The sequence below is a fragment of the Cupriavidus sp. WS genome (assembly GCF_000395345.1).
GTDB lineage: Bacteria > Pseudomonadota > Gammaproteobacteria > Burkholderiales > Burkholderiaceae > Cupriavidus > Cupriavidus basilensis_B.
The window spans coordinates 1-17,804 of sequence record NZ_AQPL01000133.1; the positions used below are offsets into that span (position 1 = coordinate 1).

Here is a 17,804-nt window from a genome sequence, read left to right on the forward strand (position 1 = left end):
CCTCCGCCCCCAACGTCCCCCGCAGCCACCCGATGAACACATCCATGTCCCGCGGCAGTTCGCGCGCGGCGGGCACCGCCATCAGCCCGCCCGCGAAGCGCACGAAGCCGTGCGGCGCGACGAGCTGGCCGTCGCGCAGTTCCTTGTGGATCAGGCGTTGCTCGACCAGCGCCACGCCGGCGCCGGCGAGCGCGGCTTCGATGCACAGGTGGGTGTGCGGGAAGGTGAGCTCGCCGCCGTGCGCGATGGATTTGCCGGACAACCGCTGCCACTGGTCCCAGGCGCTGGAGGTGAAGTCGTGGGCGATGCGCACGGCGGCGCGCAGCGGGGTCTTGTACGCCGGCGCGCGCACCGGGCCGAAGGTGGCCGGCGCGAGGTAGAGCGCGCGCCGGCGGTCGGCCTCGGCGTAGGCGCTGAGGTCCCAGGCGATGACCACGTCGGCGCCTTCGGTGCGCATCTCGCGCGCGGAGGTCATGGACAGGCGGATGCGGATGTCGGGCCGCAGCCGGTAGAAGTCCACCAGGTGCGGCACCAGCCAGCGCATGGCGAAGGTGGCGCTGCAGGCCACGTGCAGGCTGGGGCCGCGCGCCTGGTCGAGCAGGCGGCCGTAGCCCTGCTCGAGCTGGTCGAACACGGCGCGCACCACGTCGTACATGGCCTGGCCGCGCGCGTTCAGGCGCACGCCGGTGCCGTCCTTGTCGAACAGCGTGGTGCCGGCGTGTTCCTGCAACTGGCGCAACTGGCGGCTGACGGCGCCGTGCGTGCGGCACAGCTCCTCGGCCGCGCGGGTGATGGAGCCGGTGCGCGCGGTGGCCTCGAAGGCGCGCAGCGTGGACATCGGGGGCAGGGTCCGCATAGCGTGAATATGCAAAAAACTGACGAATTGGGAAGAATAACTTGGTTTTGCCGGAGGCTTGTTCTCCCTAACATGCCATCCATCGAGTGCGTTGTGGCGGGAAGGAGCGCTTCTCCCACGCGGCGGAACATCCGTCAGCGTGAAGATTGCTCACGAAGCCGTGGCGCCGCAGGCGGTTTCTTTCAGGCAACGGAGCGGCAGGATGAGCGAGATCAGTCAGGTGCAGGGATACGAGGTGCTGGATAGCCGTGGCAATCCCACGGTGGAGGTGGAGGTCACGCTGGCCGACGGCGCGACAGGCCGGGCGACGGTGCCTTCGGGCGCATCCACCGGCGCGCGCGAGGCGGTGGAACTGCGCGACGGCGACCCGGCGCGTTATCTCGGCAAGGGCGTGAGCCGCGCGGTGGCGGCGGTGAATACCGAGCTGCGCGCGGCGCTGGCCGGCGTGGACGCGCGCGACCAGCGGCGGGTGGACGGCATCATGACCGCACTGGACGGCACGCCGGACAAGGGCAGGCTCGGCGCCAACGCGCTGCTGGGCGTGTCGCTGGCGGTGGCGCACGCGGCGGCGGCGTCGGGACGGCAGGCGTTGTTCGCGCATCTCGGCGGGCCGCAGGCGCATGTGTTGCCGGTGCCGATGATCAACATCGTCAACGGCGGCGCGCATGCGGACAACGCCATCGATTTCCAGGAATTCATGATCGTGCCGGTGGGCGCGCCGGACTTTGCCGAAGGCGTGCGCATGGCCTCGGAGGTCTTCCACACGCTGCGGCTGGACCTGAAGGCGGCGGGCTTCAACACCAACGTGGGCGACGAGGGCGGCTTCGCGCCGGACCTGCGCGCGGCGGACGAGGCGCTGGACTTCATCCTGCGCGCGGTGGAGCGCGCCGGCTACCGCGCCGGCACGGACGTGGCGCTGGCCATCGACCCCGCCGCCAGCGAGTTCCACGAGAACGGCAGCTACGTCTACCGCGGCGAGGGCGTGACGCGCAGCGCCGAGGCACAGGTGGATTACCTCGCGGGGCTGGTGGCGCGCTACCCGATCCTCTCGATCGAGGACGGCATGGCCGAGGACGACCTCGACGGCTGGAAGCTGCTGACCGCGCGGCTGGGCGGGCGCTGCCAGCTGGTGGGCGACGACGTGTTCTGCACCAATGCCGCGCTGCTGCGGCAGGGCATCGAGGCCGGCGTCGCCAATGCGATCCTGGTCAAGGCCAACCAGATCGGCACGCTGACCGAGACGCTCGATACCGTGGGCGTGGCGCGGGCGGCGGGCTACGCGGCGGTGATGTCGCACCGCTCGGGCGAGACCGAGGACACCAGCATCGCCGACCTGGCGGTGGCGACCGGCTGCGGGCAGATCAAGACCGGCTCGGTCTCGCGCTCGGACCGCACCGCCAAGTACAACCAGCTGATCCGCATCGAGCGCGCGCTCGGCGCGCGGGCGCGCTACGCGGGCGCGGCCGCCTTCCAGCCGCGGGGCTGAAGGCGGCGCGCACCGGCCAGCGCGTCAGGAGCCGGCCACCTTCAGCAGCACCGGGTCGTTGCGGTACAGGTCCGGGAACATCTGCTTGAGGTAGCCGATCTTGGGCAGGTCGTTGACCACGATGTACGGATGGGCCGGATGCAGCGTGAGGAAGTTCTGGTGGTAGGCCTCGGCCGGGTAGAAGGCCTTGTAGTCTTCCACGCGGGTGACGATGGGGCCGCCGAACACGCGCGCCTTGCCGAGCTGGGCGATGTAGGCCTGCGCCACGCTGCGCTGCTCGGCGGTGAGCGGGAACACGGCCGAGCGGTATTGCGTGCCGTGGTCCGGGCCCTGGTAGTCGAGCTGGGTCGGGTTGTGCGCCACCGAGAAGAACACCTGCAGCAGGCGGCCGTAGCTGACCTGGGCGGGATCGAAGGTGACTTGCACCGATTCGGCATGGCCGGTGTTGCCGCCGCTCACGGTCTCGTACTGCGCCGTGCCGGCCGCGCCGCCGGCGTAGCCGGAAGTGACCTGCTTGACGCCGCGCACGTGCTGGAACACGCCCTGCACGCCCCAGAAGCAGCCGCCCGCGAAGACCGCGGTCTCGGTCTGCGCGGCGGGTTTTTCGTCCTGCGCGGGCGGCGGGATCTTGACGGCATCCTCGGCGGAGTTGGCGCTTTGCCAGGCTACCAGGCCCGCGGCGAGCATGGCTGCGCCGGCAAGCTTGGCTCCGGCCGAGCGCGTCAGGCGGGAGAAGAAGGTGGTCGATTGCGTGGGCATGATGGTCTGTCCTTGGTGAGATCAGGTTGCTGGCGGAAAGTCAGCTTGTTGCTGGTGGTTTGCCCCCCTCTCCCGCACGCGGGAGAGGGGAGAACACCGGCAGCAGGAGATGTGTTGAATCAGCCGAACGTAAAGGCATACGCCTCCACGCCCGGGTCCAGGAATTCGATGGAAAACGTGTGGTCGGCGACCGTGCCGGGCTGACGCACGAGCTGGTACAGCCGCTGCTCCGTGACCGTGCCGCTGCCGTCCGCCGCCACGTCCATGCCGCGCGCGCCGCCCGGCGCGGCGCCGTCGATGCTGACGCGGAAGCGCACCGGCTTGCCGTCCTGGCCCGGGCCCAGCACCAGGTGCAGGTCGCGCGCGTGGAAGCGGTACACGATGCGGCCGTCCTTGCCGGCCAGCGTGGCGTGCTCCGCGCCGACGGTCCAGTCGCCGGCCAGGCCCCAGTCGTTGAGCGCGGGCCGGGCCGGCGCGGCGTAGGTGCGCGGCTTGTCCTGCGCCTGGCCGCCCGGCGAGGCGAAGTGCTCGGCGCGCTCGTAGCCGATGTAGGTCTCGCCCGAGCGTACGTCGGCCTTGTCGGAAGCCATCTGCACGCCTTGCTCGGACGCCGCGCCGATGCCGGTGGCGACCGTGGCCGCGCCGGCGTGGCCGGCCTCGGCCAGCAGTTGCCGGATCACCTGCTCGGAGCGCGCGTATTCGCCTTCGCCGAAATGGTGGAAGCGGATCTGGCCCTTGGCATCGATGAAATAGTGCGCCGGCCAGTACTGGTTGTTGAAGGCGCGCCAGATGGCGTAGTTGTTGTCGATGGCCACCGGGTAGTCGATGCCGAGGTCGCGCATGGCCTTCTGCACATTGCCGACGTTGCGCTCGAAGGCGAACTCCGGCGCGTGCACGCCGATCACCACCAGCCCCTGGTCGCGGTACTTCTGCGCCCATGCCTTGACGTAGGGCAGGGTGCGCAGGCAGTTGATGCAGGAGTAGGTCCAGAAGTCCACCAGCACCACCTTGCCGCGCAGCGCTTCGGCGGTGAGCGGCGGGGAGTTCAGCCACTGCACGGCGCCGGTCAGCGCGGGGAGCTGGCCTTCGACCGGCAGCGCCGGGGCGGCGTCTGCGCCGACCGCGCGCATCATCGCGCTGGAGGCCGCCATCATGGCCGGGCCGCCAGCCGTGTCGGCCGCCGGCGCGGGGCTGCCCGCCAGCCGGTCCACCAGGTGCTGCTCGATGCCGCCGGTGGCCACGGTCGACACGCGCGCCAGCACGCCGGTGTCCAGCCCCAGCCCGATTGCCACCACGCCCAGCAGCATGGCCGCGCCGATGCCGCGCCGCAGCCATTCGCCCGCGCCCAGCGAGCGCTTCATCGCGGTGAACACGCGCCCGCCGATCAGCAGCGCTACCGCCAGCGAGGTGGCCGCGCCGGCCGCATACGCCACCAGCAGCAGCGTGGTGCCCGCGCTGGCGCCGCGCAGCGCGGCGCCGGTCAGCACGAGGCCGAGGATGGGGCCGGCGCACGGTGCCCACAGCAGGCCGGTGGCGATGCCGAGCAGGAAGGACGAGCCGGGCCGCACCTGCCCGTCGGCCTGCGCGAAGGCCGACAGGCGGCTGCCGGCGCTGACCAGCGGGTGCATCAGCCGCTCCGCCAGCCGCGGCAGCAGCAGCGTCAGGCCGAACACGGCGAGCAGCGCGATGGCGAGCCAGCGGCCGTACTGGTTGGCCTGCGTCACCCAGCCGCCGCCCACCGCGGCCAGCGTGGCCACGGCGGCGAAGGTCAGGCCCATGCCGGCCAGCAGCGGCAGGCCGCTGCGCAGGAAAGGCTGGTCCGCGCGCGAGAACACGAACGGCAGCACGGGCAGGATGCACGGGCTCAGGATGGTGAGCGCGCCGCCGAGATAGGCGAGTACGATGAGAAACATGGCGTGGTCCAGATGTGATGGTATGCCGGGCGCGTCAGGCGGCCTGCGGGCGGAAGGTCATCGCCACGCCGTTCATGCAGTAGCGCAGGCCGGTGGGCTTGGGGCCGTCGTCGAACACGTGGCCGAGGTGGCCGCCGCAGCGGCGGCAGTGCACCGCCGTGCGCGTGGTGCCGAAGCTGCGGTCCTCGGTGGTGCCCACGGCGTGCTCCAGCGGCGCCCAGAAGCTGGGCCAGCCGGTATGGCTGTCGAACTTGGCGCGCGAGGAGAACAGGTCGAGCTGGCAGCCGGCGCAGGCGAACACGCCGGCGCGGTGCTCGTTGTTGAGCGGGCTGCTGTAGGGGCGCTCGGTACCTTCCTGGCGCAGCACCTCGTACTGGGCCGGGGTCAGCAGCTGGCGCCACTGCGCGTCGGTCTTCATGACCTCGAAGACCTCGGCCGGCTTGCCCGCGCCGGCGGGGCCGGCCGCCAGGGCGCGCCACCCGCCCGCCACGGCGATGGTCGCCACGGCGGCACCGCCCGACAATAGAAAGCGCCTTCTGCTGCCCATGATGCACTCCTTGCGTGGGTTCCACGAATCGATGGACGCATCCTATGGCCGGCGCGATCCCGGAGTCCTCACGAAAGGTTAAATTAAATGTGATAACTCGGCGGCGCGGAATTCTGCACAATGGCTGCGCGGGCGCCATCCGCCTTTCCGTCTTTTCCGTCTTTTCCGTCTTTTCACCGTTCCTATCGCCGCCAATGGACCATCCCAAGCGCATCCTGATCGTCGAAGACGACGTCGACATCGCCAACGTGCTCAGCCTGCACCTGCGCGACGAGCGCTACGAAGTCGTGCACAGCGCCGACGGCAACGAGGGCCTGCGCCTGCTCGAGCAGGGCAACTGGGACGCGCTGATCCTCGACCTGATGCTGCCCGGCGTGGACGGGCTGGAGATCTGCCGGCGCGCCCGCGCGATGGCGCGCTACACCCCCATCATCATCACCAGCGCGCGCTCCAGCGAGGTGCACCGCATCCTGGGGCTGGAGCTGGGCGCTGACGACTATCTCGCCAAGCCGTTCTCGGTGCTGGAGCTGGTGGCGCGCGTCAAGGCGCTGCTGCGCCGGGTGGACGCGCTGGCGAAGGACCTGCGCGTGGACGCGGGCAGCCTGGTGCTGGGCGGGCTGTCGATCGACCCGATCGCGCGCGAGGCCACCGTGGACGGCCGGCGCATCGAGCTGACGCCGCGCGAGTTCGACCTGCTGTATTTCTTCGCGCGCCACCCGGGCAAGGTGTTCTCGCGCATGGACCTGCTCAACGCCGTGTGGGGCTACCAGCACGAAGGCTACGAGCACACCGTCAACACCCACATCAACCGGCTGCGCACCAAGATCGAGGCTGATCCGGCGCAGCCCGGCCGCATCCTCACGGTGTGGGGACACGGCTACAAGCTGGCGGCCGGGCCTGCCGGCGCGCCGGGAGACGCGACATGAACACCCTCACCGAGAGCGCGGCCGAAACCACCGGCGCCGCGCAGGAGCGGCCCGCGCGCCGCGGCCCGCGCTTCGGCCTCACGCTCACGCAGCGGCTGTCGCTGGTGTTCTCGGTGCTGCTGCTGGCCTGCTGCGGCGCCTCGGCGTGGCTGCAGGTCCGCTCCAACGACATGCACGAGAAGGAGGTCATCCAGGATCTCTCGCGCGGGCTGGCCGCGCACATCGCGCGCAACGCCGTGCTGATGGATGCCGACGGTCTCAAGCCCGAGGCGCTGCGCCAGTTGTTCGGCCAGTTGATGGTGGTGAACCCGAGCGTGGAGGTCTACCTGCTCGACGGCCAGGGGCATGTCGTGGGCCACGACGCGCCGGCCGGGCGCCTGCAGCGCGAGCAGGTGGACCTGCAGCCGGTGCGCCGCCTGCTGGCCGGCGGCGCGCTGCCGATCCTCGGCGACGACCCGCGCAGCGCCACCGGCCGCAAGGTGTTCAGCGCCGCGCCGCTGCGCTCGGGCGGCTATATCTACGTGGTGCTGCTGGGCGAGACGCACGACGAGCTGGCCGCGCGCGTGTCGGCCAGCTCGGTGCTGCGCACCACGCTGTGGTCGATGGCGCTGGTGGCGGCGCTGGGCCTCGTGGCCGGGCTGGTGGCGTTCGGCCTGATCACGCGGCCGCTGCGCCGGCTGACCGAGGCCATGCGGCGCTTCAATGCCGACGCCGACCCGGAAACCGCGCCCGCGGCGCAGCCGGGCCTGCTGCGCGCGTCCGCCGCGGGCAGCCGCGACGAGATCGCCGCGCTCGAAGCCGCGTTCGCGCAGATGGCCGGGCGCATCGCCGAGCAATGGCGCGCGCTGACCAAGCAGGACCAGGAGCGGCGCGAGCTGGTGGCCAATATCTCGCACGACCTGCGCACGCCGCTGACCTCGCTGCAGGGCTATCTGGAAACGCTCTCGCTCAAGGCCGAGACGCTCGGCGACGCCGAGCGCCGCCGCTACCTCGCCATCGCGCTGGCGCAGAGCGTGAAGGTGGGGCGGCTGGCGCAGTCGCTGTTCGAGCTGGCGCGGCTGGAGCACGGCATCGTGCAGCCCGCGCTGGAAGCGTTCTCGCTGGCGGACCTGCTGCAGGACGTGTTCCAGAAATTCGAGCTGCCGGCCGAGGCGCGCCAGGTGCAGTTGCGCGCCGGCATCCCGCCGCGGCTGCCCGCGGTGACGGCGGACCTCGGCATGATCGAGCGCGTGCTGACCAACCTGCTGGACAACGCCATCCGCCACACGCCCGCGCATGGCGCCGTCGATGTCGATCTCGCCGTGGGCGACGGCAAGGTGTCGGTCACGGTCAGCGACACCGGCCCCGGCATCGCGCCGGCCTTGCGCGAGCGTTTGTTCCAGCGCGCCTTCAGCGCGGGCGCGCATCGCGGCGGCGGGCTGGGGCTGCTGATCGTGCAGCGCATGCTGCAGCTGCACCACAGCCAGATCCGCCTGCTCGAGCGCGAAGGCGCGGGCGCGGTATTCCGCTTCGAGCTGCCGGTGGCCGGGCGCTCAGTTGGATAGCAGCAGCCGGCGCGGGTTGGGCGGGATCGCGATGGTCTGGAAATAGACCGCGTCGCCGCGCTTGTCGAACGCGCGGATCTCCAGCGTCGCGCCCGCGGTGCCCGGCTTGACGCCGATGGCGCGGCACGCGGCCGGCGGGAACACGCCGACCGTCAGCGTCTCGGCAAAGTGCGTGACCGCCTGGCGCGCCTTGCGCGCGAGGAATTCCTTCAGGTTGATGCCCTGGAGCGCCTCGACCGGCTCCTCTTCCAGTTCCGGAAAGCGGCCCTGCACCACGTAGAAGCTGGTGAACAGGTCGAACTCGTTGTTGACCGAGAAGATGCGGTCCACGCGGTGCCACGCGGCGCCGGGCAGGTGCGCCGACCACGGGCCGCTCTCGGTGACGGTCTGCTTGCCGATGGCGTGCGAGAAGATCGGCAGGATCTCGCCGCTGCTTTCGTCGAGGAAGCGGCAGTGATAGAAGGGCGCCGTCATGGGCCGCTCGCCGGCGGCCACGAAGGTGCCGGAGCCTTGCCGGCGCACCACCAGCCCGTCCTCGGCGAGGCTGGCCAGCGCGCGCTGCACGGTGCCCAGGCTGAAGCCGCTGATCTGCGCCAGGGTTTCCTCGGCCGGCAGCTTGTCGCCGCCGCGCAGGCGCGTGTCGTCGATCGCGTCGGACACGGCGTCGCGCAGTTGCAGGTATTTCGGCAGGCCGGAGCGCTCGCGCGCGCGCAGCGTGTCGGGCAGCCATTGCGCGATGGCATCCACGCCAGGTGCTTCCATCATCTTTTCTTCCTCTTCTTGCGGGCCATCCTGCCGGCGCGCGCCTTGCCGCGCCCGGACCGCCTCGTCTCAAGCAACCATCAACGGCCACATCAATGGCCATTTGACAGTTTCGTTTCCGTGTCTATACTAGCAGCACTGTAGTCCTATATAGGTTTATAGTTTAAATAGACTTCGCGCGGTACTGCCGGGAACCGCCAGGAACCGACGCGAAGACAAAGGAGACGACGATGATTGTGGAAGAGCGGGTCTACACCTGCCACTGCGGCAAGGCGCAGGCCTACGTGAGGATGTACGAGGCCGAGGGCCTCGCCATCCAGCGCCCCATCCTGGGCCACCTGCTGGGCTACTTCACCAGCGAGCTGGGCCCGCTCAACCAGGTGGTGCACCTGTGGGCCTACCAGGACCTCGAGGACCGCGCCGCCCGGCGCGCGCGCCTGCTGGCCGATCCCGCGTGGCAGGCCTACGCCGTCAAGGTGCAGCCGCTGGTGCTGACCCAGGAGAACAAGATCCTGGTGCCGGCCGCGTTTTCCCCCTGGGCCAGAGAGCCCGCCTACCTGTCCTGAAGCGAAGCGAACATGAAAATTACCGATGTCATCACGCACCAGCTGCTGGTGAACGTGGACGAGCCCTTCACCTCCTCGCGCGGCTGGTACTACAAGACCAAGGGCGCGCTGGTGGTGGAGATCGTGACCGACGAGGGCATCGTCGGCTGGGGCGACTGCTACGGGCCGGCGGCCGTGAACCGCGCCATCGTCGAGACCGTGCTGCGCGCCGCCGTGATCGGGCGCGACCCGTTCGATGTCGAGGTGATCTGGGAAGAGCTGTACAACAAGGTCAAGGACTACGGCATGACCGGGATGAACATCTCGGCCATCAGCGGCATCGACATCGCGCTGTGGGACATCATCGGCAAGGCCTGCGGCAAGCCCGTCCACAAGCTGATCGGCGGCGCCTTCCGCACCGAGCTGCAGGCCTATGCCACCGGCCTGTACTTCCGCGACATGAACCGCCTGGTGGAGGAGGCCGTGGAGGAAGCGCAGGGCTACGTGGAGCAGGGCTTCGGCGCGATCAAGATGAAGATCGGCCTGGGCTCGATCCACAAGGACCTGGAGCGCGTGGCCGCGGTGCGCGACGCCATCGGCCCCAAGGTGCAGTTGATGGTGGACGCCAACCACTGCTTCACGGTGCCGCAGGCCATCAACATCGGCCGCGAGCTGGAGAAGCTCGACGTGCACTGGTTCGAGGAGCCGATCTCGCCGGAGGACGTGGACGGCTACGTGGAGGTGTCGCGCCGGCTGGACATGGCGATCGCCGGCGGCGAGAACGAGTTCACCAAGTTCAGCTTCCGCCATCTGCTGGAAAAGCGCGCGATGGACATCGTGCAGCCGGACGTGTGCGCGGCCGGCGGCATCACCGAGTGCAAGAAGATCGCCACGCTGGCGCAGGCGCATTCGGTGCAGTGCGTGCCGCACGCATGGGGCACGGCCATCGGGCTGGCGGCCACCATGCATTTCCTGGCCTCGCTGCCCAACTGCCCGCCCTGCCTGGTGCCGGTGCATCCGATGCTGGAGTACGAGCAGACCTTCAACCCGTTCCGCGACGAGCTCAGCACCACGCCGCTCACGCACACGCGCGGCATCGTCGCGGTGCCGACCGGGCCGGGGCTGGGCATCGAGATCGACCGCGAAGTCCTGCGCAAATATCGTGTCGCCTGAAGCGGGAGAACGCACATGACGCGACCTCTCATTCTCTGCACGCTGCCCATGCACGCATCCGGCGCCGCCCTGCTGGCGCCGGTGGCGGAACTGGTGGTGGCGCCCGACACCGGCGCCGACACGCTGCGCCGCATGGTGCGCGACGCGGACTACCTGCTGGTGCGCAGCCACCTGCCCGCCGACCTGTTCGACGGCGCGCCCCGGCTCAAGGGCGTGGTGCGCAACGGCACCGGGCTCGACATGATTCCGGTCGATGCCGCCACCGCGCTCGGCATTCCCGTGGCCAACGTGCCCGGCGCCAACGCGCAGGCGGTGGCCGAATACTGCATCGGCGCCTTTCTCGCGCTGGCGCGGCGCTTCGGCATGATGGACGCGGCTTTGCGCGGCGCGGGCTGGGCCGAGGCGCGCGCGCTCAGCGCGCCGACCGTCGAGCTGGCGGGCAAGACGGTTGGCATCGTCGGCCTGGGCAATATCGGCGGCAGGCTCGCGCGCATCTGCGCCGGGGCGTTCGGCATGACCGTGCTGGCCAGCCAGCCCGGCGAGGCCGGCCTGCCGGACTTCGTCTCGCGGGTCACGCTGGACGAACTGCTGCGGCGAAGCGATTTCGTCTCGCTGAACTGTCCGCTGACGCCGCAGACCCATCACCTGCTCGACGCGGCGCGGCTGCGCGCGATGAAGCCGGGCGCGTTCCTGGTCAACGCCGCGCGCGGCGAGGTCGTCGACGAGGCCGCGCTGGTGCGGGCGCTGGGCGAAGGCTGGATCGCCGGCGCTGCGCTCGACGTGTTCGCGCGGCAGCCGCTGGCGCCCGCGCATCCGCTGCTGGCGCTCGACAACGTGATGCTCACCCCGCACGCGGCGTCGCTCACGCAAGAGAGCTCGGAGAAGATGAGCACGGGCGCGGCGCGCCAGCTGCTGCAGCTCATTGCCGGCGAGCGTCCCGAGTTCCTGGTCAACCCGCAGGTCTGGGACGGCCATGCCAGCCGCCGGGCCGTGGAGGTGCAACGTGCCTGATACCCAATCGAGCCTGAAGATCGTCAGCGTGGAAGGGTTTGCCACCTCGTTCCCGGTCAGGCAGGGCGTGACGCTCGGCATCGGGCGCGCGGTCAAGCGCGACGCGCTGATCGTCAAGGTGATCACCGAAGGCGGGCTGGTGGGCTGGGGCGAATCGCACCACGGCCGCTGCCCGGGCGCGATCGCCCAGCTGATCAACACCACGCTGCGCCAACTGGTGACGGGCATGGAGGCGCACGACGTGGTCGGCGCGTGGGCGCGCATCTACGTGCGCCAGCTTGCCAGCCACGGCATGGGCACCGCGTGCGCGCTGGCCATGAGCGGCATCGACCAGGCGCTGTGGGACATCCGCGGCAAGGCGGTGGGCTGGCCGCTGTACAAGCTGCTGGGCGGCAGCCGCAAGCCGGTGCCGGCCTATGCCGGCGGCATCTCGCTCGGCTTCCAGCCGCCGGCGGCGCTGGTGGACGAGGTGGCGGCGCTGCGCGCGCAGGGCTACCGCGCGGTGAAGCTGCGCTTCGGCGACAGCGTGGCGCGCGACGTGGAGCGGCTGGAGGCGATCCGCCGGGCCTTCGGCGCGGAGCTGAAGATCATGGTGGACGCCAACACCGGCTACCGCCTCGACGACGTGCGCCGCGTGATGCCGGCGCTGGTGGCGATGGACGTGGCGTGGCTGGAGGAGCCGTTCCCGCCGCAGGACTATCGCGACTACCGCCACGCCGCCGCGCTGGGCGGCGTGCCGCTGGCCGCCGGCGAGAACCACTACACGCGCTTCGAGTTCAACCGCCTGATCCGCGAGGAATCGGTGCAGGTATTGCAGCCTGACCTGTCCAAGACCGGCGGCATCACCGAAGGCCTACGCATCGCGGCGATGGCATCGGGCGAGAAGCTCGCCATCCATCCGCACACGTCCGCCAGCGGGCTGAACATGGCGGCCAGCATCCACCTGCTGTCGGCCATCGAGAACCCCGGTTACTTCGAGGCCGACGTGGCTCGCGAAAACCTGTTCCGCGACCAGTTGACCACGCGGCCGGACCGGCTCGACGCGGATGGCAACGTCATGCCGGGCGAGGCGCCGGGGCTGGGCATCGAGGTGGACGAGGATTTCCTGCGCGCGCATCCGGTGATCGAGGGGCCGGCCTATGTGTAGGGGAGCGGGCTAGCCGCGCCGGATCGCCGGCGCGGCAATGCAGGACAACATAACTACAGACAGGAGACAGACATGTACATCAAGACGCTACTGGCGGCCGCGGCCGCCATCGCGCTGGCCGCGCCGCCGCTGGCCGCGGCGCAGGGCACGGCGCAGGATTTCCCGCGCAAGCCGATCCGCATCATCGTGCCCTACGTGGCCGGCGGCAGCACCGACCTGCTGGCGCGCCTGGTCGGGCAGAAGCTGACCGAGAAATGGGGCCAGCCGGTGGTGGTGGAGAACCGCCCGGGCGCCAACGGCATGGTCGGTACGGAGTTCGTGGCCAAGGCGCCGCCGGACGGCTACACGCTCGGCATCGCCTCGCCCGGCACGCACGCGGCCAATGCCAGCCTCTACAAGAACGTGCCGTACGACACGGTGCGCGACTTCACGCCGGTCACGCTGGCGGTCAACGCGCCGATGCTGCTGGTGGCCAACCCGCAGCTCAAGGTCAAGAGCGTGCGCGAGCTGATCGCGCTGGCCAAGGCGCACCCGGACAGCATCAGCTACGCCTCGGGCGGCAGCGGCTCGTCCCAGCACCTGGCGATGGAGCAGTTCATGTACATGGCCGGCATCAAGATGGTCCACGTGCCTTACAAGGGCTCGTCCAATTCCTATACCGACCTGCTCGGCGGGCGCGTCTCGGTCGAGTTCGACGTGCTGCCCACGGCCACGCCGCACACCCGCAGCGGCAAGCTGCTGGCGCTGGCGACGGCGGCCGACAAGCCGCTGCCGCAGATGCCCGACGTGCCCACGGTGGCGTCGGCCGGCGTGCCGGGCTTCACGGCGTCGTCGTGGTACGGCTTCGTCGGGCCGGCGGGCATGCCGAAGGACATCCTGGCCAAGCTCAACACCGAGATCGTGGCCGCGCTGCGCCAGCCGTCGTCGGTCGAGACGCTGGAGAAGGCCGGCCTGCAGGTGGTGGCCGGCACGCCCGAGCAGTTCGCCGCGCATATCAAGTCGGAGATGGACAAGGCCGCCAGGATCATCGCCGAGGCGCATATCCAGCCGGACTGAGCGCCGTTGGGGGCGGCTGATGATCTGCATCAAGAGCCGCCGGGCGGTGTTTGCGCATAATCAAACTCGCGATTCCCGATTCCCGCCGGAGTTGCTGCCGGGTTCCCGGGCATCGCGCTACCGCGCAACCCTTCCGATACCCGCTATGGCAGCACACGTACATAACATCGATTCGTCCCCCTCCGGCCAGCCCGATTCCGCCAACCCGCCAGCCGATGCGCGCCCGGTCGCCAAGGGCGACGTGATTCCGACCCGCACGCCGCGCTCGGCCGAGCGCAACACCGTCATCGACGCCGTGGACGCCGCCGCGCAACTGGCGGCCAGCAGCATGCAGGACATCCTCGCGCAGGCCGCCGTCGAGGGCGAGGAAGGCATGCTCGGCGTGGTCAGGACGCTGATGGACGGCATGTCTCCCGACGAAGCCGCGCAACTGCGCAGCCTCATCCTCGAAGGCGATCCCGGCGCCTGGCAGGTGGGCAAGCGCAGGCATCCGGACCACGAGCTGTCGCCGGGCTGGCGCGAGGGCCTGTATCCGTACCAGAACCTGATGTCGCGGCGCAATTACGAGAAACAGAAATACCGGCTCCAGGTGGAATTCCTGAAGCTGCAGGCCTGGGTCAAGGAAACCGGCCAGCGCGTGGTGATCCTGTTCGAGGGGCGCGACGCGGCCGGCAAGGGCGGCGCCATCAAACGCTTCATGGAACACCTGAACCCGCGCGGCGCGCGCGTGGTGGCGCTGGAAAAGCCCACCGAATCCGAGCGCGGCCAGTGGTACTTCCAGCGCTACGTCCAGCACCTGCCCTCGGCCGGCGAGATCGTGCTGTTCGACCGCTCCTGGTACAACCGCGCCGGCGTGGAGCACGTGATGGGATTCTGCTCGCCGCAGGAATACCAGGATTTCCTGATGCAGGTGCCCGAGTTCGAGCGGCACCTGGTGCGCAGCGGCATCCACGTGTTCAAGTTCTGGTTCTCGGTCAGCCAGAAAGAGCAGCGCCGGCGCTTCCGCGAGCGCGAGATCCATCCGCTCAAGCAGTGGAAGCTCAGCCCGGTCGACGTCGCCTCGCTCGACAAGTGGGATGCCTACACGCGGGCGAAGGAAACGATGTTCGCGCGCACCGACACCGCCGATTCGCCGTGGACCGTGATCCGCTCCGACTGCAAGAAGCGGGCGCGCCTGAACGCGATGCGGCACGTGCTGCTGCGCTTTCCCTACGCCAACCGCGACGTCGAGGCGGTCGGCCCGACCGATCCGCTGATCGTCGGGCGGGCGCTGGCGGGCTAGCCCGGCCAGCGCTTCGGCGGCGCGGGCTGTCGTTCAGTCCGCGCCGCCGGACCGTATCTCGCGTCCGTTGAGCGGCTGCGCGGGGCGCGCGTTCATCGGGTACAGCGCGCGGAACGCCGCCAGTTGCGCCGCGGAAATCTCCAGCGGCGTCCTGAACACGCGCCAGCGCACGCCTTCGCTGCACGGCGGCGTGGTCAGCGAACCCATGTAGGCGTAATAGCCGCGCGCGCCAGGCAGCAGCAGCGCCGGGTCGAGCGCGGCCAGCTTCCGCTTTTCTCCCTTATGGGCGGGCAGGCTGGCGAAGACCGGCTTCAGGGCCGCGTTCTCCTCGCCCAGCCTGAACAGCACCGCCACCACCGCAAGCCGGCCCTCGGCATCCCTGTGGACCAGATGCGCGGCCAGCGGATAGGCCTTGCCGTCGAACGTGGTTTCGCTGGGCGTATGGAAATGGAACTGTAGCAACTGGTAGGCCGCGCCGTCGATGCGCGCCGTGCCCGCGCCGCGCAGGTTCGCCTGGATGGTGTGGCCGTTGTTGACCAGTTCCGCCGCGCCGCCGCGGTACGCGAAGGCCATCGCCGCGCCGCCGTCCTCCTTCTCCTGCACGCCGCCCAGGTCCACCGGCGACTGCGCCGCGCCGCCGCGGCAGCCGGCAAAGCGTTTGTCGAGGTCCGCCCAGTGCTCGGCGCCGGTGCGGCCCGAGTAGCTCCAGTGCGCCTCGTGTCCGGCGAATGCCGCGGGAGCGGCAAGCAGCGCGCACAGCGCCGCGGCAAGCATCTCTGTCTTCATCCTGTTTCCCCTGGTTGTCTTTCCATGTCGGGCAGCGCGCCGGGCCGCGCTGCGAGCCCGAAGTCTGCCAACGCATGATGAATTTGGCGATGCGGCGGATAACTCGGAAGTTTCGATTTTTCACTGTGAATCTTCTGATCTCGATTTCCATTTTCTGCATATCTGCCTGTCGTCTCCTTTTGGGCGCGAGGACAACTGGCAGCAGTGAGACAGGACGACGTAAAGGTCGCATCGGCCGCAAGAAAGACAGACGTTTACGAAGCGCGTCTCAGAAGAATCGACACGTTATGTCGTACGCGTCCTATGCATTCATTGGAATTAGTACCAATCAAAAAATGACGTTTCTCGATATCAAAGAGATGCTTCGTGGAATCTTCATGCGCGCCGGACAGTACATTTTCATTACCGGAGAGTGATGTGGTTGCCACCGCGGATCTCCCCGGAAATGAAGCGTCGAATGCCGAGATGCCAGACCGGGCATGGCCATTTTCCATGGCCGGCGAAGCGGTTCGGTTGCCACCGCGCGGTCATGAGAGCGATGCGGCGAAGACGGTCATAGCTCCACTCACCTCAACCTGAAAAGGTAATCACATGAAGCGCACAATCGTTGCATCCCTCGCCACCACCTGCGTGGCCCTGGCCGCCCTGACGCCGTCGCTGTCGCACGCGTTCGACGGCCAGATCGACTTCACCGGCAGCATCACGGACGTGAGCTGCACCATCAACGGCCATCAGCCGGGCGGTGGCAATCACACCCTGGTCGATCTGGGTACGATCAATCCGAACGTGTTTACCGGGCTGAATGCGCGCAGCACCGCCGTGCCGTTCAGCCTGGCGCTGGGCGGCGGCACGAACTGCATCGACGGCCGCAAGGCACTGGTCTCCTTCGATACGGGTTCGTCCAACATCGATCCCAACACAGGCAACCTGATCCTGGTGGGCACCGGCGCGGCCAAGGGCGTGCAGGTCGAGGTCAGCGACGCCGGCAACGGCGCGTCCGGCAAGATCCCGCTGAACGTGGCGCAGACCACGCCGCAGACGGCCACGATCTCGGGCAACACCGCCACGCTGACCTACAGCGCCGTGTACGTGCAGACGGCTGGCTCCATCACGCCGGGCGCCGCCAACACGTTCATCCGCTACACGATGGTCTACAACTGAGCCGGGTCAGGATCCTGATCCCGTGAACGCCATGACGTCGGTCGCACACCTGTCTTCCCGCCTCGCCGCAGCCGGCGTCATGGCGCTCTCCGCCCTCGCCGCGCCGGCGCAGGCGGCCATTGTCATCCAGGGGACCCGCGTAGTGTTCCCCGCGGACTCCCGCGAAGTCACGCTGCGCATCAACAATCCCAGCGCCGCGCCCGTGCTGGTGCAAAGCTGGGTCGACGACGGCCACGCGGACGTTCCGCCCGAGCAGGTGCGGGTGCCGTTCGTGCTCGCGCCGTCGGTTTCCCGCGTGGAGCCGAGCAAGGGCATGGTCTTGCGCATTTCCTACACGGGCGAGGCGCTGCCCGCGGACCGCGAGTCGCTGTTCTGGCTCAACGTGCTGGAAGTGCCTTCGAAACAGGAGGGCGCGGAGAACGTGCTGCAGTTCGCTTTCCGCAGCCGCATCAAGGTGTTCTTCCGGCCGGTGCAGCTCAAGGACGTGGACGCCGCCGCCGCCAGGCTCACCTGGAAGCTGGCCAGCGTGGACCGGACCGACGGCAAGTCCGGCAAGCAGCTTGCGGTGCAAGCGAGCAATCCCACGCCGTATTACGTTTCGTTCGGGTTCGTCGAAGCTACGCTGGACGGCAAGTCCGTGCTGGTGCCCGGCGGCATGGTCGCGCCGCTTGCCACGCAGACCATTGCCCTGCCCGATACCAAGCCTGGCAATCATGCCAAGGCGTCGGTCCGCTTCGAGGTCATCAACGACTATGGCGGCCGCTCGATAGAAGAGCGGACCCTGGCGAACTGAAGCTATCGCGCCCCGCTCCTTCCGCCGCTTGCGCAACATGGCGGACTCCCAATTCGA

At 69.4% G+C, this 17,804-nt stretch carries 17 protein-coding genes; 11 read left to right on the forward strand and 6 right to left on the reverse strand.

What is annotated here, in order from left to right; all coding sequences use genetic code 11:
* On the reverse strand, window positions 1-856 hold an 856-nt coding region (locus K206_RS0112465), incomplete at its 3' end, for a LysR family transcriptional regulator (protein WP_052165872.1).
* 202 nt (window positions 857-1,058) lie between these two features.
* On the opposite strand from K206_RS0112465, the gene eno reads away from it, so the two are divergent.
* Entirely contained in the window at window positions 1,059-2,342 is a 1,284-nt protein-coding gene (eno, locus tag K206_RS0112470) for a phosphopyruvate hydratase (RefSeq protein WP_020202749.1), read from the forward strand.
* Window positions 2,343-2,366: 24 nt separating this feature from the next.
* Here eno and msrA read toward each other — a convergent pair whose 3' ends face one another.
* From msrA to msrB, 3 genes are all read right to left on the reverse strand, one after another.
* The gene (gene msrA / locus K206_RS0112475) at window positions 2,367-3,101 is read right to left on the reverse strand and encodes a peptide-methionine (S)-S-oxide reductase MsrA (protein WP_020202750.1); all 735 of its coding nucleotides are present in this window, start codon (window positions 3,099-3,101) and stop codon (window positions 2,367-2,369) included.
* 119 nt (window positions 3,102-3,220) lie between these two features.
* Entirely contained in the window at window positions 3,221-5,014 is a 1,794-nt protein-coding gene (locus K206_RS0112480; protein WP_020202751.1) for a cytochrome c biogenesis protein DipZ, read from the reverse strand.
* Window positions 5,015-5,048: 34 nt separating this feature from the next.
* The gene (msrB, locus tag K206_RS0112485) at window positions 5,049-5,561 is read right to left on the reverse strand and encodes a peptide-methionine (R)-S-oxide reductase MsrB (protein ID WP_029043549.1); all 513 of its coding nucleotides are present in this window, start codon (window positions 5,559-5,561) and stop codon (window positions 5,049-5,051) included.
* A 194-nt stretch (window positions 5,562-5,755) separates the two neighbouring features.
* On the opposite strand from msrB, the gene K206_RS0112490 reads away from it, so the two are divergent.
* Both K206_RS0112490 and K206_RS0112495 read left to right on the forward strand, forming a co-directional pair.
* Entirely contained in the window at window positions 5,756-6,487 is a 732-nt protein-coding gene (locus K206_RS0112490; RefSeq protein ID WP_020202753.1) for a response regulator transcription factor, read from the forward strand.
* Window positions 6,484-8,031, forward strand: a complete 1,548-nt coding sequence (locus K206_RS0112495; RefSeq protein WP_020202754.1) for a HAMP domain-containing sensor histidine kinase — start codon at window positions 6,484-6,486, stop codon at window positions 8,029-8,031. Before K206_RS0112490 ends, K206_RS0112495 begins: the two co-directional genes overlap by 4 nt.
* Here the strand turns inward: K206_RS0112495 and K206_RS38085 are convergent.
* Window positions 8,020-8,796: a GntR family transcriptional regulator gene (locus K206_RS38085; protein ID WP_020202755.1), complete on the reverse strand. Its 777-nt coding sequence runs from the start codon at window positions 8,794-8,796 to the stop codon at window positions 8,020-8,022. The two genes, K206_RS0112495 and K206_RS38085, sit on opposite strands and share 12 nt — an antisense overlap.
* Before the next feature lie 227 nt (window positions 8,797-9,023).
* Between K206_RS38085 and K206_RS0112505 the strand changes: the two genes are divergently transcribed.
* The 6 genes from K206_RS0112505 (at window position 9,024) to ppk2 (ending at window position 15,007) form a co-directional block, all read left to right on the forward strand.
* On the forward strand, window positions 9,024-9,359 hold the full coding sequence (locus tag K206_RS0112505; RefSeq protein ID WP_020202756.1) for an NIPSNAP family protein: 336 nt from the start codon (window positions 9,024-9,026) through the stop codon (window positions 9,357-9,359).
* A gap of 12 nt (window positions 9,360-9,371) precedes the next feature.
* Window positions 9,372-10,511: a mandelate racemase/muconate lactonizing enzyme family protein gene (locus K206_RS0112510; protein ID WP_020202757.1), complete on the forward strand. Its 1,140-nt coding sequence runs from the start codon at window positions 9,372-9,374 to the stop codon at window positions 10,509-10,511.
* 15 nt (window positions 10,512-10,526) lie between these two features.
* Window positions 10,527-11,522, forward strand: a complete 996-nt coding sequence (locus K206_RS0112515) for a hydroxyacid dehydrogenase (RefSeq protein WP_029043551.1) — start codon at window positions 10,527-10,529, stop codon at window positions 11,520-11,522.
* On the forward strand, window positions 11,515-12,669 hold the full coding sequence (locus tag K206_RS0112520; protein ID WP_020202759.1) for a mandelate racemase/muconate lactonizing enzyme family protein: 1,155 nt from the start codon (window positions 11,515-11,517) through the stop codon (window positions 12,667-12,669). The genes K206_RS0112515 and K206_RS0112520 overlap by 8 nt, the downstream gene beginning before the upstream one ends.
* Before the next feature lie 72 nt (window positions 12,670-12,741).
* Window positions 12,742-13,725, forward strand: coding sequence for a tripartite tricarboxylate transporter substrate binding protein (locus tag K206_RS0112525; RefSeq protein WP_020202760.1), 984 nt, complete (start codon window positions 12,742-12,744; stop codon window positions 13,723-13,725).
* Between the two features lie 145 nt (window positions 13,726-13,870).
* Window positions 13,871-15,007: a polyphosphate kinase 2 gene (gene ppk2, locus K206_RS0112530; protein ID WP_020202761.1), complete on the forward strand. Its 1,137-nt coding sequence runs from the start codon at window positions 13,871-13,873 to the stop codon at window positions 15,005-15,007.
* 33 nt (window positions 15,008-15,040) lie between these two features.
* On the opposite strand, the gene K206_RS0112535 is transcribed toward ppk2, so the two are convergent.
* Window positions 15,041-15,793, reverse strand: coding sequence for a carbonic anhydrase (locus K206_RS0112535; protein WP_020202762.1), 753 nt, complete (start codon window positions 15,791-15,793; stop codon window positions 15,041-15,043).
* Window positions 15,794-16,384: 591 nt separating this feature from the next.
* On the opposite strand from K206_RS0112535, the gene K206_RS0112545 reads away from it, so the two are divergent.
* Together K206_RS0112545 and K206_RS0112550 are read left to right on the forward strand one after the other, a co-directional pair.
* Window positions 16,385-16,954, forward strand: a complete 570-nt coding sequence (locus K206_RS0112545) for a fimbrial protein (RefSeq protein WP_020202763.1) — start codon at window positions 16,385-16,387, stop codon at window positions 16,952-16,954.
* A gap of 31 nt (window positions 16,955-16,985) precedes the next feature.
* Window positions 16,986-17,747, forward strand: a complete 762-nt coding sequence (locus K206_RS0112550) for a fimbria/pilus periplasmic chaperone (protein WP_043366437.1) — start codon at window positions 16,986-16,988, stop codon at window positions 17,745-17,747.
* The last annotated feature ends 57 nt before the right edge of the window (window positions 17,748-17,804 follow it).

What these genes read in the sequence shown, in the direction of transcription:
- eno (WP_020202749.1), top strand. Translation starts at nt 1,059, where the DNA reads ATGAGCGAGATCAGTCAGGTGCAGGGATACGAGGTGCTGGATAGCCGT.
- K206_RS0112480 (WP_020202751.1), bottom strand. Translation starts at nt 5,014, where the DNA reads ATGTTTCTCATCGTACTCGCCTATCTCGGCGGCGCGCTCACCATCCTG.
- K206_RS0112550 (WP_043366437.1), top strand. Translation starts at nt 16,986, where the DNA reads ATGACGTCGGTCGCACACCTGTCTTCCCGCCTCGCCGCAGCCGGCGTC.
- K206_RS38085 (WP_020202755.1), bottom strand. Translation starts at nt 8,796, where the DNA reads ATGATGGAAGCACCTGGCGTGGATGCCATCGCGCAATGGCTGCCCGAC.
- msrA (WP_020202750.1), bottom strand. Translation starts at nt 3,101, where the DNA reads ATGCCCACGCAATCGACCACCTTCTTCTCCCGCCTGACGCGCTCGGCC.
- K206_RS0112510 (WP_020202757.1), top strand. Translation starts at nt 9,372, where the DNA reads ATGAAAATTACCGATGTCATCACGCACCAGCTGCTGGTGAACGTGGAC.
- K206_RS0112490 (WP_020202753.1), top strand. Translation starts at nt 5,756, where the DNA reads ATGGACCATCCCAAGCGCATCCTGATCGTCGAAGACGACGTCGACATC.
- K206_RS0112495 (WP_020202754.1), top strand. Translation starts at nt 6,484, where the DNA reads ATGAACACCCTCACCGAGAGCGCGGCCGAAACCACCGGCGCCGCGCAG.
- ppk2 (WP_020202761.1), top strand. Translation starts at nt 13,871, where the DNA reads ATGGCAGCACACGTACATAACATCGATTCGTCCCCCTCCGGCCAGCCC.
- K206_RS0112545 (WP_020202763.1), top strand. Translation starts at nt 16,385, where the DNA reads ATGAAGCGCACAATCGTTGCATCCCTCGCCACCACCTGCGTGGCCCTG.
- K206_RS0112515 (WP_029043551.1), top strand. Translation starts at nt 10,527, where the DNA reads ATGACGCGACCTCTCATTCTCTGCACGCTGCCCATGCACGCATCCGGC.
- K206_RS0112505 (WP_020202756.1), top strand. Translation starts at nt 9,024, where the DNA reads ATGATTGTGGAAGAGCGGGTCTACACCTGCCACTGCGGCAAGGCGCAG.
- K206_RS0112525 (WP_020202760.1), top strand. Translation starts at nt 12,742, where the DNA reads ATGTACATCAAGACGCTACTGGCGGCCGCGGCCGCCATCGCGCTGGCC.
- msrB (WP_029043549.1), bottom strand. Translation starts at nt 5,561, where the DNA reads ATGGGCAGCAGAAGGCGCTTTCTATTGTCGGGCGGTGCCGCCGTGGCG.
- K206_RS0112535 (WP_020202762.1), bottom strand. Translation starts at nt 15,793, where the DNA reads ATGAAGACAGAGATGCTTGCCGCGGCGCTGTGCGCGCTGCTTGCCGCT.